Below are 13,554 nucleotides of genomic sequence, written 5' to 3'. Positions count from 1 at the left end.
GAGCCGAGCCAACCACGGATTCGACGACCTGCCTTGTGACCCAACCGGGCCGCCACCATAGTGGATGTCATGAACGATCCCATCGCATCCCCCGCCGCCAGCGTATTGCAGGACTTCCACCCCGCAGTCGCCACCTGGTTCCGCCGCCACTTCGCCGCGCCGACCCGCGCCCAGGAGCTGGCCTGGCCGTCGATCCGTGATGGCCGCTCGACGCTGGTCGCCGCGCCCACCGGTTCGGGCAAGACGCTCACCGCCTTCCTCGCCGCCATCGACGAACTGGTGCGCGAGGGGCTGGACCATGGCGGCGAGCTGCCGGACCGCACCGCGGTGGTCTACGTCTCGCCGCTGAAGGCGCTGTCCAACGACATCCGCATCAACCTCGAAGAACCGCTCGCCGGCATCCGCGATGAGCTCGAAAAATCGGGCCTGCCGCGGGTGGATATCCGCACCGCGGTGCGCACCGGCGACACCACCCAGGGCGAGCGCGAGTCGATGCGCCGCAGGCCGCCGCACATCCTCGTCACCACGCCGGAATCGCTCTACGTGCTGCTCGGCTCGGAGTCCGGGCGGGCGATGCTGGCCGGCGCGCGCAGCGTGATCGTCGACGAGATCCACGCGCTGGCCGGCAGCAAGCGCGGCAGCCACCTGACCCTGTCGCTGGAGCGCCTGCAGGCACTGTGCGCGGCGCCGCTGGTGCGCATCGGCCTGTCCGCCACGCAAAAGCCCATCGAGGCGGTGGCGCACTTCCTGGTCGGCACCCGCCATCCCCGCCTGGAGGCCTGCCGCATCGTCGATATCGGCTACAGCCGCGCCCGCGACCTGGCCATCGAAGTGCCGCCCGCGCCGCTGGAGGCGGTGATGTCCCACGAAGTCTGGGACGCCGTCTACGACCGCCTCGCCGCGCTGGCCGGCGAGCACCGCACCACGCTGGTGTTCGTCAATACGCGGCGGCTGGCCGAACGCATCACCCGCCATCTGGCCGAGCGCCTCGGCAGCGAACAGGTGGCGGCGCACCACGGCAGCCTGTCCAAGGAGCTGCGCCTGGACGCCGAGCAGCGCCTCAAGGCCGGCCGCCTGCGGGTGCTGGTGGCCACCGCTTCGCTGGAACTGGGCATCGATATCGGCGACGTCGAGCTGGTCTGCCAGATCGGCTCGCCGCGCTCCATCGCCGCCTTCCTGCAGCGGGTCGGACGCTCCGGCCACAGCGTCGGCGGCACGCCGAAAGGGCGGCTGTTCCCGACCTCGCGGGACGACCTGATCGAATGTACGGCGCTGCTCGACAGCGTGCGCCGGGGCGAGCTGGACGCCCTGACGATCCCCCATGCGCCGCTGGATGTGCTGGCCCAGCAGATCGTCGCCGAAGTGGCCTGTCGCGAATGGAAGGAAGACGAACTGTTCCACCTGCTGACCCGCGCGCAGCCGTATGCCGACCTTTCCCGCGTCACGTTCGACAACCTGCTGCGCATGCTCGCCGAGGGCTACACCAGCCGCACCGGCCAGCGCGGCGCCTACCTGCATCGCGACGTGGTGAACGGCGAGGTGCGCGGCCGGCGTGGCGCCCGGCTGACCGCCGTGACCTCCGGCGGGACCATTCCCGATGCCGGCGACTATTCCGTGCTGCTGGAGCCGCAGGGGTTGATGGTCGGCACGGTGAACGAGGACTTCGCCGTGGAAAGCCTGGCCGGCGACGTGTTCCAGCTCGGCAATATCTCCTACCGCATCCTGCGCATCGAGCCGGGCCGGGTGCGGGTCGAGGATGCCCAGGGCCAGCCGCCGAACATCCCGTTCTGGCTGGGCGAGGCGCCGGGGCGCAGCGACGAGCTGTCCGCCAGCGTGTCGCGTCTGCGGGAAAAGCTCGACCAGTTGCTGGAGCAGGGCGCCGGCAGCGATCAGCCGCTGCGCCCGGCGCTGGACTGGCTGACCGGCGAACTCGGCCTCGGCGACGAAGCGGCCCTGCAGATCGCCGAATACCTGGCCCGCGCGCGTGCCGCCCTCGGCGTGCTGCCGTCGCAGCACTGCCTGGCGCTGGAGCGTTTCTTCGACGAATCCGGCGGCATGCAACTGGTCATCCACGCGCCGTTCGGCAGCCGGATCAACCGCGCCTGGGGACTGGCGCTGCGCAAGCGCTTCTGCCGCAACTTCAATTTCGAGCTGCAGGCGGCGGCCACCGAGAACGCCATCATCCTCTCGCTCTCCACCAGCCACAGCTTCCCGCTCGACGAGGTGTGGCGCTACCTGCACTCCGGCAGCGCCGAGCATGTGCTGGTCCAGGCGCTGCTCGACGCGCCGCTGTTCGGCGTGCGCTGGCGCTGGAACGCCACCACGTCGCTGGCCCTGCCGCGCTACAGCGGCGGGCGCAAGGTGGCGCCGCAACTGCAGCGCATGCGTAGCGAGGACCTGCTGGCGCGGGTCTTCCCGGATCAGGTGGCGTGCCTGGAGAACATCGTCGGCGAGCGGCAGATTCCCGATCACCCGCTGGTCGCGCAGACCCTCGACGACTGCCTGCACGAGGCGATGGACAGCGAAGGCTGGCTGGCCCTGCTGCGGCGCATGGAGGCCGGCAAGGTGCGCCTGGTCGCCCGCGACCTGCCGGCGCCCTCCGCGCTGGCGGCGGAAGTGCTGACCGCCAATCCCTACGCCTTCCTTGACGACGCGCCGCTGGAGGAGCGCCGCACCCAGGCCGTGCAGAGCCGCCGCTGGAGCGATCCGGAATCCGCCGACGACCTCGGCGCGCTGGATGCCGATGCCATCGCCGCGGTGCGCGCCGAAGCCTGGCCGGAAGCGCGCAATGCGGACGAGATGCACGAGGCACTGAGCGGCCTCGGCTGCCTAACCGCCGCCGAAGCGCAGGCCAATCCCGGCTGGCCGGACCTGCTGGCGAAACTGCTCAAGACCGGCCGCGCCACGCGCCTGGAGCATCCTTCGGGCGTTCTCTGGGTGGCTGCCGAGCGCCTGAACCAGTTGCTTGCCATCCATCCGCAGGCGCAGCCGAACCCCGCATTGTTGCTGCCAGCAGAGCTGCGCGAAAGCTGGACGGCGGAAGACGCGCTGGTGGAAATCGTCCGCGCGCGCCTGACCGGCTTCGGCCCGCGCACCCAGGCATTGCTGGCGGGCGATCTCGCCGTCAGCGAGCCGGATATCGCCTTCGCCCTGGCCAGCCTGGAGCGCGAAGGCTACGTGCTGCGCGGCCGCTTTACTCCGGGCGCGGGGGAAGAGGAATGGTGCGAGCGCCACCTGCTGGCACGCATCCACCGCTACACGGTGAAGCGCCTGCGCCGTGAGATCGAACCGGTGGAGCGCGCCGATTTCATGCGCTTCCTCTTCGACTGGCAGCGCGCCTCGCAGGATTCGCGGGTGCGCGGGGCGGAAGCGCTGGCCGGCGTGCTCAGCCAGCTGGAAGGTTTCCAGGCCGCCGCCGGCGCCTGGGAGAGCGACATCCTGCCCCTGCGCGTGGCGGACTACGGGATCAACTGGCTGGACGACCTGTGCCGCGCCGGCCGGCTGGTGTGGGCGCGTCTGCCGTCGCGCTCGATGGCCAGTCGCGGTCGCGGCGGCCCCTTGCGCAGCACGCCCATCGTGCTGCTGCCACGACGCGAGCTGGCGCAGTGGAGTGCGCTGTGCGCCGATGCGGCGGAGCCGGAACTGTCGGCCAAGGCCGGCAAGGTGCTGGAAACCCTCAAGGAGCAGGGCGCGCTGTTCTTCGACGAACTGGCCGGGGAAACGCACCTGCTGCGCACCGAGCTGGAAACCGTGCTCGGTGAACTGGTGGCGGTCGGCCGGGTGAACTGCGACAGCTTCGCCGGCCTGCGCGCGCTGCTGATGCCGGCGGCCAAACGCAGCCGCCACGACCGCCGCGCCCGCACGCAGCTGTTCGGCATGGCCGACGCCGGGCGCTGGGCGTTATTGCGTCGGGTGCGTCCCGAATCGGCGGCGCAGAAGCTGCCGGCGGATGTGCTGGAACACGTCGCCATGACCCTGCTGCGCCGCTACGGCGTGGTCTGCTGGCGCCTGCTCGACCGCGAAGCCGACTGGCTGCCGCCGTGGCGCGATCTGCTGCGGGTCTATCACCGTCTGGAAGCGCGCGGCGAGATTCGCGGCGGCCGCTTCATCGCCGGCCTGACCGGCGAACAGTTCGCCCTGCCCGAGGCGGTCGGATTGCTGCGCGAGGTGCGCAGGCGCGAGCGCGATGGCGCATGGCTGGTGGTGTCGGCGGTCGACCCGCTGAACCTGACCGGCACGCTGCTGCCGGGAACGAAGGTGCCGGCGGTGGTGGGCAATCGGGTGCTGTATCGCGATGGGGTGCCGCTGGGGGCGTTGATTGCGGGTAAGCCGGTGCTGTTTGCGGAGTTGGCGGCGGAAGAGGAGAGGATGGCGAGGGAGATGTTGATTCGGCGGTGAGGGAGGGTGGGGGTTGCCTGTTTTCCCTCACCCCAGCCCTCTCCCGGAGGGAGAGGGGGCAGTATGGAACCGTCGGTGAGCACGGAGTTTCATGTCACACCGAACAGTCCCCTCTCCCTCCGGGAGAGGGTTAGGGTGAGGGCGCTCCATGCACCCACCTACAACCACTCCCTCGGCACCTCGCTCTTCAGCATCAGCTGGCACTGCTGGCTCTCCGGCTCGAACACGATCACCGCCTCGCCGCGCTTCAATGCATGCCGGGCCCGCTCCACGCGGGTTTCCAGGGGCGTGTCGTCGCCGTTGTCGGTGCCTTCGCGGGTGACGAAGTCTTCCAGCAGGTTGTTCAGGGTTTCGGGTTCGAGCAGGTCGTAGGGGATCAGCATGGGCGAAGCTCCGGGGCAGGCGGCGATTGTAGAGCCGCCTGACTTCCGGAGCGAGCGGACAGACGAAAGGGCACATTCGTACAGATGATTCCCCCGCTCCTACAGGTATGGCAAGAGCGTAGGGTGGAAATCGCGAAGCATTTCCACCTTGTCGTGGGGCCGGGGCGGTGGACAAGCGGAGCGTTGTCCACCCTACGCCTAAGGGTGCCTCGCGACGATGCAAGCCCAACGACAAGGGTGCGATACCCAGCGGATGTTGGGCTTCGCAAGCTCAGCGCCAACCTGCGAGTGCGTTCTACTTCGATGAACCGTCGCCGCTGTCGATCAGCTCCTCCACCGCCGGCACATGGGTGCCGCTTTCCATCTGCACCGGATGTTCCAGCTGCTTGCTGAAGCGCTCCAGCGAGGTTTCGCGCGGTTCGGCGTCGCTGGCGAACACTGGCGGGCTGAGCAGGTAGGCGGTGAGCAGGCGGGCGAGGGCGGCGAGGCTGTCGATGTGGGTGCGTTCGTAGCCGTGGGTGGCGTCGCAGCCGAAGGCCAGCAGCGCGGTGCGGATATCGTGGCCGGCGGTGACCGCCGATTGTGCGTCGCTGTGGTAGTAGCGGAACAGGTCGCGGCGGGTGGCGATCTCGTGGCGTTCGCCGAGGCGCAGCAGATGGCGCGACAGGTGGAAGTCGTAGGGGCCGCCGGAATCCAGCATGGCCACGCTCACCGCGTGTTCGCTGGAGTTCTGCCCGTCGGCCACCGGGGCGATGTCGATGCCGACGAATTCGCTGACGTCCCAGGGCAGCGCGGCGGCGGCGCCGGAGCCGATTTCCTCGGTGATGGTGAACAGCGGGTGGCAGTCGATCGGCGGTTCCTCGCCGCTTTCGCGGATCGCCTTGAGCGCGGCGAGCAGGGCGGCGGCGCCGGCCTTGTCGTCGAGGTGGCGGGCGCTGATGTGGCCGCTTTCGGTGAACTCCGGCAGCGGGTCGAAGGCGACGAAATCGCCGATGGCGACACCGAGCGTCTCGCTGTCGGCATGGCTGACGGTGTAGGCGTCGAGGCGCACTTCGACGTGGTCCCAGCTGATTGGCAGGCTGTCCACCTCGGTGTTGAAGGCGTGCCCGGAAGCCAGCAGCGGCAGCACGCTGCCGCGCAAGACGCCGTGCTCGCAGAACACCGTGACGCGGCTGCCTTCGGCGAAGCGGCTCGACCAGCAGCCCACCGGCGACAGCACCAGGCGGCCGTTCGGCTTGATCGCGCGGACGATGGCACCGATGGTGTCGAGGTGGGCGGAGACCGCACGGTCCGGGCTGTTGTGCTTGCCGGTCAGGGTGGCGCGGATGGTGCCGCGGCGGGTCAGTTCGAAGGGCACGCCGATCTCGTCCAGCCGCTCGGCGACGTAGCGCACGATGGTGTCGGTGAAGCCGGTGGGGCTGGGGATGGCGAGCATCTCCAGCAGCACCCGTTGCAGGTAGTTGAGGTCCGGTTGCGGCAGGGGTTTCATGCGGGGGCCTCCATATCCGCGAGCGGCGGGTGCTGCGGCAGTTGCTGGCTCAGCGGGAAGAGCAGGTCGATGAAGCGTTCGGCGGTCGGTTGCGGCTCGTGGTTGGCCAGGCCGGGGCGCTCGTTGGCTTCGATGATCACGTAGTCCGGCTGGCTGGCGTCGGCCACCAGGAAGTCCAGGCCGGTGACCGGGATTTCCAGGGCGCGGGCGGCCTGGATGGCGGCGTCGCGCAGGTCCGGGTGCAGGCTGTCGGTGACGTCGAGCAGGATGCCGCCGGTGTGCAGGTTGGCGGTGCGCCGCACGGCCAGGCGTTCACCGGAGGGCAGCACGTCGTCGTAGCTGTAGCCGGCGGCGGCCAGGGTGCGTTCGGTTTCCTCGTCCAGCGGGATGCGGCTTTCCCCGCCGGTGGCGGCCTGGCGCCGGCGGCTCTGCGTCTCGATCAGCTTGCGGACGTTGCGCCGGCCGTCGCCGATCACTTCGGCCGGGCGGCGGATGGCGGCGGCCACCACTTCGTAGCCGATCACCACGATGCGCAGGTCGCTGCCGCTGTGGCAGCTCTCCAGCAGCACATGGCTGTCGAACTGCCGCGCGCGGACGATCGCCGCCTCGACTTCCTCGGCGCTGCGCAGGTCCACGGCGACGCCATGGCCCTGCTCGCCGTTCACCGGCTTGACTACCAGCGCGCCGTGCTCGGCGAGGAACGCGGCGTTTTCCTCCGCCGTGCCGGCCAGGCGCTGCTGCGGCTGGCGCAGGCCGGCGCGGGCGAGGGCGCGGTGGGTGAGGATCTTGTCCTGGCACAGGCTCATGCTTACCGCGCTGGTCAGGTCGCTCAGCGATTCGCGGCAGCGGATGCGCCGGCCGCCGTGGCTGAGGGTGAAGATGCCGGCGGCGGCGTCCTGCACGTGGACTTCGATGCCGCGCCGGTGCGCTTCGTCGACGATGATCCGCGCATACGGATTGAGCCCTTCCTCCGGGCCGGGGCCGATGAACAGCGCCTGGTTGATGGTGTTGCGGCGCTTGATGGCGAAGGTCGGCAGCTCGCGGAAACCGAGCTTGCGGTAGAGCGCCTTGGCCTGGCGGTTGTCGTGCAGCACGGACAGGTCCAGGTAGGCCAGCCCGCGGCCGATGCAGTGCTCGATCAGGTGGCGCACCAGCACTTCGCCGACGCCGGGCCGGCTGCATTGCGGGTCCACCGCCAGGCACCAGAGGCTGGAGCCGCGCTCCGGGTCGCGGAAGGCGCGGGCGTGGTCGAGGCCCATCAGCGTGCCGATCACCGCGCCGCTTTCCGCGTCGGCCGCCAGCCAGTAGTCCGGGCCGCCCTCCTGGCGCGGGGTGACCTGCGCCGGGTCGACCGGCAGCATGCCGCGTATCAGGTACAGGCGGTTGATCGCCGCCCAGTCGTCGTCGCTGTGCACCCGGCGGATGCGCAGCCCGCGGGACGGCCGGCGCGCCGGGCGGTAGTCGCTGAACCACAGGCGCAGGGTGTCGGACGGGTCGAGGAACAGTTGCTGCGGCGCATGGGCGAGGACCTGCTGCGGCGCGGCGACGTAGAGCGCGATGTCGCGCTCGCCGGGGCGTTCGTTGAGCAGCTCGCGGGTCAGCGCCTCGGCGGAGGGAAAGGTATGGCCGATCAGCAGGCGGCCCCAGCCGCAATGCAGGATCAGCGGTTCGCTGTGGCGCTCGGCGTGGTCGCCGGCGAGGCGCGCCTGCAGGCGTTCGTAGGTCGGCGGCTGGCCGCGCAGCAGGCGTTGGTTATGGGGCAGGCTGGAATGGGGTTTCATTGCAAGGCTCCGTAATGCTTTTCAGCGGCTGGCCTGGGGCGCAGCCGCTCCCGGGCTGACTCTCAGAGTCCCTGTTCGGTCAGCCACAGATTCAGCGCGGCGAGCTGCCAGAGCTTCGAACCGCGCAGCGGAGTGAGGTCTTCGTCCGGCGTGCTGAGCAGGCGGTCGAGCATCGCCGGCTCGAACAGGCCGCGGTCCTGGCTGGGGTCGAGCAGCAGCTCGCCGATCCAGGCGCGGGTATCGCCCCGCAGGTGCTTGAGGCCGGGGACCGGGAAGTAGCCTTTCGGCCGGTCGATGACCTCGGCAGGGATGACCCGGCGTGCGGCGCCCTTGAGCACCTGCTTGCCGCCGTCGCCGAGCTTGAAGCGCGACGGGATGCGCGCCGACAGCTCCGCCAGGCGATAGTCGAGGAACGGCACGCGGGCCTCCAGGCCCCAGGCCATGGTCATGTTGTCGACCCGCTTCACCGGGTCGTCGACCAGCATCACCGTGCTGTCCAGGCGCAGGGCCTTGTCCACCGGGTCGCTGGCGCCGGGCTGGGCGAAGTGCTCGCGGACGAAGGTGCTGGCGACGTCATCCACCTGCAGCTTCTCGCGTACCGTCTCCATGTATTCGCCGTGGCTACGGTCGAAGAACGCCGCCCGGTAGTCCTGCAGCGGATCGTTGCTGCCGGCCAGCTTCGGATACCAGTGGTAGCCGGCGAACAGCTCGTCTGCGCCCTGGCCGCTCTGCACCACCTTGCAGTGCTTCGACACCTCACGGGAGAGCAGGTAGAAGGCGATGCAGTCGTGGCTGACCATCGGCTCGTTCATGGCGCGGAAGGCCGCCGGCAGCTGTTCCAGCACTTCCTTCTCGGCGATGCGCAACTGCTGGTGGCGCGTGCCGTAGCGGCGGGCGATCAGGTCGGAGTAGTGGAACTCGTCGCCACGCTCGCCGCCGGCATCGGCGAAACCGATGGAGAAGGTCAGCAGGTCCTCCACGCCGGCCTCGTGCAGCAGGCCGACCAGCAGGCTGGAATCGACCCCGCCGGAGAGCAGCACGCCGACTTCGCGGGCGGCGCGCTGACGGATGGTCACGGCGTCGCGCAGGCCATCCAGCACGCGTTCTTCCCAGTCTTCCAGGGTGAGGCTCATCTCGTCGGGATGAGGGCCGTAGTCCAGTTGCCACCATGTGTGCTGCTCGCTGTGGCCATCGGCATCGACCGCCATCCAGGTGGCCGGCGGCAGCTTGCGCACGTTGGCGAGCAGTGTGCGCGGCGCCGGGACCACGGCGTGGAAGTTCAGGTAGTGGTTGAGGGCGATGGGGTCCAGCGTCGGGTCGATATCGCCGCCCTGCAGCAGCGCCGGCAGGCTGGAGGCGAAACGCAGGCGCTCGCCGGTCTGCGACAGGTACAGCGGCTTGATGCCGAGCCGGTCGCGGGCGAGGAACAGGCGCTGGCTGTCACGCTCCCAGATGGCGAAGGCGAACATGCCGTTGAGCTTCGGCAGCAGTTCGGCGCCCCAGGCGTGATAGCCCTTGAGCAGCACTTCGGTGTCGCCGCCGGAGAAGAAGCGGTAGCCGAGGGCTTCCAGTTCTCCGCGCAGTTCCGGGTAGTTGTAGATGGCGCCGTTGAACACCAGGGATAACCCCAGCGTGGGATCGATCATCGGCTGTCCGGACGCTTCGGCCAGGTCCATGATCTTCAGGCGCCGATGACCGAAGGCGACCGGGCCTTCGCTATGGAAGCCCCAGGCGTCCGGGCCGCGAGGGGCGAGATGGTGGGTGATGCGTTCGACCGCTGCGAGGTCGGCGGCCTGTCTGTCGAAACGAAACTCTCCTGCTATTCCGCACATTTCCTTACCGGTTCTCCGTTGGGGATGAGTGGGTGGCGCGACAAAGGCGCTCAGGGAGGAGACAGTTCGATATGAAAGTAGTTCTATGTATTAGATTGAATGGTTGAGGGTTTTCTCGCGGGTAAATGATTATGGCTGAAAGCAATAACCCGATAAGAGATGCCTACGCTTTGGCGATGTTCCAGGCATTGCGCCGGCTGCAGCAGGCAGGGGAAGTGCACTCCAAGCGCCTGGGGCGCTATGGCGGACTGACGCCGCTGCAGTTGCTGATCCTGCAGGTGCTGGCGGTGGAGAAGGAGATCACCGCCAGTCGTCTGGCCAAGCGGGTGAGCCTGTCCCAGGCGTCGCTTTCCGGCGTGCTCGACCGTCTGGAAACCCGCAGCCTGGTGATGCGCCGGCGCGACCAGCAGGACCGCCGCAAGCAATGGCTGCTGCTGACCGACGCCGGCCACGAAGCGCTCAAGGCCGCGCCGTCGCTGCTCCCCGATCACGCGATGGCACGCTTCGCCGAACTGCCGGAATGGGAGCAGCACTCCATCCTCGCCGGATTGTTGCGGGCGGCGGAGCTGTTCGAGATACCGGAAGCAGGTGAGGAAGAAGAGGATTGAGGCACCGTTGCTGGGCTTCCTCCGCGTAGGTTGGCGCTGAGCGAAGCGAAGCCCAACACCTGTCGGGCCGGGCACCATTGTTGGGCTTCTTCCACGTAGGTTGGTGCTGAGCGAAGCGAAGCCCAACATCTGCTGAACCTGTGCACCACCCCGTTGGGCTTCGTACCTCAGCCCAACCTACGGGAGCGAATCCCGGCGACGTGCAGCGCCAACCTACGCTGCAAACAGCTTCTGCGCTGCCAGCGACAGGCTCACCGCCACCAGCATCAAGGCGAATAGCCGCTGCAGCGTCGCGCCGCCAAGGCGGGTGGACAGCTGGTTGCCGCTCAGCACGCCGATGGCGCCGCCGGTGGCGAGGCAGGCGAGCAGCGACATGGGCGGTTGTGCGCCGCTGAGGTAGAGCAGGAAGCCGCCGCCGGAAACCAGCGCGATCACCGCCATCGAGGTGGCCGTCGCCGCCAGCATCGACAGCGGAGTGAGCCACAACAGCCCCGGCACGATGAGGAAGCCGCCGCCCACGCCCATCAGCCCGGACAGCAGCCCGACCGCCAGACCCAGCCCCAGCAGCGGCGCGTTGCCCGCGGGGCGGCCGCTTTCCCTGGCGATGCCCGAGCCGGCCCACATGCGCCGCGCCGACCACAACACCAGCAGGCAGAAGCCGACGATCAGCACCGCCTCGGGAATGAAGCGCCCCAGCCACTGGCCGGCGGCATTGCCGGGCCAGCCGGCGAGGGTCAGCCAGAACACCGGACGCCATGCCACCTGACCCTGGCGGGCGCGGGGGATGGCGCCGATCAGGGCGGACAGCGCCACCGCGCCGAGGCTGACGCCGATGGCGTCGTGCAGCGGCAGGTGCAGGCTGAGCAGCAGCGGCAGGGCGACCATCGAGCCACCGGCGCCGGTGAGTCCGAGTAGCAGGCCGAGGATCAGGCCGACGGCGGTGTATTCCAGCAACAACACATCCATGCGGGGCGCTCCGGTTGTCCGGTCGTGCGATCAGTTCTTCTTGCCGCGCACGATATCGCGCAGGAAGAAGCGGTTGGGGTGGCAGGCCTCGGCCACTGCGCGTGGCAGCGGCAGGGCTTCGTCGTCCAGCCAGGCGGCCAGCAGTTCGCCGGACAGCGGCGCGCTGATCAGCCCGCGCGAGCCGTGGGCGCTGTTCAGGTACAGGCCATCGAGCCACGGGCAGGGCGCATCCGGCACCTGGCGGGCGTCCTTGCCGAGCACCGCATAGGCGCTGGCGAAGGCTTCCGGCTCGGCCAGCGGGCCGACCAGCGGCAGGTAGTCCGGGGTGGTGCAGCGGAACGCCGCGCGGCCTTCCAGGGTGGCCGGGTCGAGTCGTTCGCCATCCAGGCGGTCGAGCAGGTCCGGGGAGATTTCCCGCAGCAGGTCGAGATTGCCGCGATGCTCCTCGGTAGTCGGCTGCAAGTCGTCGCTGTGGAAATCGAAGCTCGCCCCCAGCGTGTGTTCGCCATTGCGCGGCGGGGCGACGTAGCCCTCGGCGCAGACCACCGTCGCCAGCGCGCCGCTTTCCGCCGTCGCCGGCAGGCGGGTGATCTGCCCGCGAATGCGTTTCATCGGGAGGGTGGCGGCGGCCGGGAAGTTGCGTACTTCGGCGGCGGTGGCGAGCACCGCGACCGGCGCGCTGGCGATCCGCTCGTCGCCGGCCCAGGCGCTCCAGCCGTTCTCCTCGCGCTGCAAGTGGACTTCCTGTTGGCGCAGGATGCGTATGTTCGGCCGTTCCGCCAGCCACTGGCAGAGCGCCGGCGGATGCGCCCAGCCGGCCTCGGGGAAGAACAGCCCGCCAGCCGGCAGGCCGACGCCGGCGATGCGTTCGGCCTCGTCGCGCGGCAGGGATTGCAGCAGCGTCCCGGGGAAGGCCGCCGCGAGTTGCGCCTGGCGCTTGCCCTCGGCCTCGTCGAAGGCCAGTTGCAGCACGCCGCAGGCATCCCACTGGCTGCCGCGTTGCAGGCGCTGCAGCAGTCGGCGGGTGTAGCCGAAGCCGCTGACCACCAGCCGCGACAGCGTCGTGCCGTGGGCCGACAGCTTGAGGTAGAGCACGCCCTGCGGATTGCCCGAGGCTTCCTCGGCGAGCCCTGCGTGGCGCTCGATCAGCGTCACCTGCCAGCCGCGCAGCGCCAGGCTGGCGGCACTGGCGCACCCGGCCAGGCCACCGCCGATCACCAGCGCCTCGCGCGGGCCGGTCGGGCGCGGCGGGCGGGTGTACCAGGGCTTGGCGGAGTCTTGTGCGGCACCGATGAAATCGCCGACCAGCATCTCGCGCTTCTGGCCGAAGCCCTTCACCCGCTCCATCCGGAAGCCCGCCTCGATCAGCCCGCGGCGGACGAAGCCGGCGCTGGTGAAGGTGGCCAGCGTGGCACCCGGAGCGGACAGCCGTGCCATCTGGGTGAACAGCCCGGCGGTCCACATTTCCGGGTTCTTCGCCGGGGAGAAACCGTCGAGGAACCAGGCGTCGACGCGTGCGTCCAGTTCCGGCAAGGTTTCCAGCACGTCGCCCAGCAGCAGGGTGAGGATCACCCGGCCACCGGCGAACACCAGGCGCTGGAAGCCCGGATGGATGCCGACGTACTGCTCCAGCAACGGGTCGGCCCAGGGCGCCAGGTCCGGCCACAGCGCGAGGGCGCGTTGCAGGTCGGCCAGGGCGAGGGGGAATTTCTCCACGCTGACGAAGTGCAGGCGGGCGTCCGCCGGGGCGAGTCGGTCGAACAGCGCCCAGGCGCAGAGGAAGTTCAGGCCGGTGCCGAAGCCGGTCTCGCCGATGCACAGGCGGCCGCCGGCCGGCAGTTCGGCGAAGCGCCGGGGCAGGCGATTGCCGTCGAGGAAGACGTGATGGGTCTCGTCGAGGCCGCTGGCGCGGGAGAAGTACACGTCGCCATAGGCGCGGGAGGTGGGCTGGCCGTTTTCGTCCCAATCGATCTGGGCGGGCTGGAAATCAGGCATAGGAGGGCAGGGCGAAGAAAGGAAGCGCGCATTCTAGCCGATCCGGCAGCGGCAGGACTGCGCCACATCTTCTACCTTGAAAGCATTTCGCAGCGAGGAAAC

General features: G+C 69.5%; 8 protein-coding genes. 2 read left to right on the top strand and 6 right to left on the bottom strand.

Features of this window, described 5'->3' with window-relative positions:
• Positions 1–69: 69 nt before the first annotated feature.
• Positions 70–4,398, top strand: coding sequence for a DEAD/DEAH box helicase (locus JFY56_RS04320; RefSeq protein ID WP_208312226.1), 4,329 nt, complete (start codon positions 70–72; stop codon positions 4,396–4,398).
• A gap of 158 nt (positions 4,399–4,556) precedes the next feature.
• On the opposite strand, the gene JFY56_RS04315 is transcribed toward JFY56_RS04320, so the two are convergent.
• The 4 genes from JFY56_RS04315 to JFY56_RS04300 all read right to left on the bottom strand — a co-directional run bounded on the left by JFY56_RS04315 (position 4,557) and on the right by JFY56_RS04300 (position 9,883).
• The gene (locus JFY56_RS04315) at positions 4,557–4,781 is read right to left on the bottom strand and encodes a YheU family protein (RefSeq protein ID WP_208312225.1); all 225 of its coding nucleotides are present in this window, start codon (positions 4,779–4,781) and stop codon (positions 4,557–4,559) included.
• A gap of 295 nt (positions 4,782–5,076) precedes the next feature.
• Positions 5,077–6,270 carry an osmoprotectant NAGGN system M42 family peptidase gene (locus JFY56_RS04310; RefSeq protein ID WP_208312224.1) on the bottom strand — a complete coding sequence of 398 codons (1,194 nt, stop codon included), beginning with the start codon at positions 6,268–6,270 and terminating at the stop codon, positions 5,077–5,079.
• Positions 6,267–8,051 carry an N-acetylglutaminylglutamine synthetase gene (ngg, locus tag JFY56_RS04305; protein WP_208312223.1) on the bottom strand — a complete coding sequence of 595 codons (1,785 nt, stop codon included), beginning with the start codon at positions 8,049–8,051 and terminating at the stop codon, positions 6,267–6,269. The genes JFY56_RS04310 and ngg overlap by 4 nt, the downstream gene beginning before the upstream one ends.
• A gap of 62 nt (positions 8,052–8,113) precedes the next feature.
• Entirely contained in the window at positions 8,114–9,883 is a 1,770-nt protein-coding gene (locus tag JFY56_RS04300) for an N-acetylglutaminylglutamine amidotransferase (protein ID WP_208312222.1), read from the bottom strand.
• A gap of 131 nt (positions 9,884–10,014) precedes the next feature.
• Between JFY56_RS04300 and JFY56_RS04295 the strand changes: the two genes are divergently transcribed.
• Positions 10,015–10,491, top strand: a complete 477-nt coding sequence (locus JFY56_RS04295) for a MarR family winged helix-turn-helix transcriptional regulator (protein ID WP_208312221.1) — start codon at positions 10,015–10,017, stop codon at positions 10,489–10,491.
• Between the two features lie 213 nt (positions 10,492–10,704).
• Here the strand turns inward: JFY56_RS04295 and JFY56_RS04290 are convergent, their stop codons facing one another.
• Positions 10,705–11,457 (bottom strand): sulfite exporter TauE/SafE family protein, encoded by a 753-nt coding sequence (locus JFY56_RS04290; RefSeq protein ID WP_208312220.1) that lies wholly within the window; start codon positions 11,455–11,457, stop codon positions 10,705–10,707.
• Between the two features lie 30 nt (positions 11,458–11,487).
• Positions 11,488–13,452, bottom strand: a complete 1,965-nt coding sequence (mnmC, locus tag JFY56_RS04285) for a bifunctional tRNA (5-methylaminomethyl-2-thiouridine)(34)-methyltransferase MnmD/FAD-dependent 5-carboxymethylaminomethyl-2-thiouridine(34) oxidoreductase MnmC (RefSeq protein ID WP_208312219.1) — start codon at positions 13,450–13,452, stop codon at positions 11,488–11,490.
• Positions 13,453–13,554 lie beyond the last annotated feature (102 nt).

This window comes from Pseudomonas schmalbachii, assembly GCF_017589465.1.
Lineage (GTDB): Bacteria > Pseudomonadota > Gammaproteobacteria > Pseudomonadales > Pseudomonadaceae > Pseudomonas > Pseudomonas schmalbachii.
This window is presented reverse-complemented; position numbering and strand designations above follow the sequence as displayed.

Coding starts and splice junctions, on each gene's coding strand:
- JFY56_RS04320 (WP_208312226.1), top strand. CDS start 70: ATGAACGATCCCATCGCATCCCCCGCCGCCAGCGTATTGCAGGACTTC.
- JFY56_RS04315 (WP_208312225.1), bottom strand. CDS start 4,781: ATGCTGATCCCCTACGACCTGCTCGAACCCGAAACCCTGAACAACCTG.
- JFY56_RS04310 (WP_208312224.1), bottom strand. CDS start 6,270: ATGAAACCCCTGCCGCAACCGGACCTCAACTACCTGCAACGGGTGCTG.
- ngg (WP_208312223.1), bottom strand. CDS start 8,051: ATGAAACCCCATTCCAGCCTGCCCCATAACCAACGCCTGCTGCGCGGC.
- JFY56_RS04300 (WP_208312222.1), bottom strand. CDS start 9,883: ATGTGCGGAATAGCAGGAGAGTTTCGTTTCGACAGACAGGCCGCCGAC.
- JFY56_RS04295 (WP_208312221.1), top strand. CDS start 10,015: ATGGCTGAAAGCAATAACCCGATAAGAGATGCCTACGCTTTGGCGATG.
- JFY56_RS04290 (WP_208312220.1), bottom strand. CDS start 11,457: ATGGATGTGTTGTTGCTGGAATACACCGCCGTCGGCCTGATCCTCGGC.
- mnmC (WP_208312219.1), bottom strand. CDS start 13,452: ATGCCTGATTTCCAGCCCGCCCAGATCGATTGGGACGAAAACGGCCAG.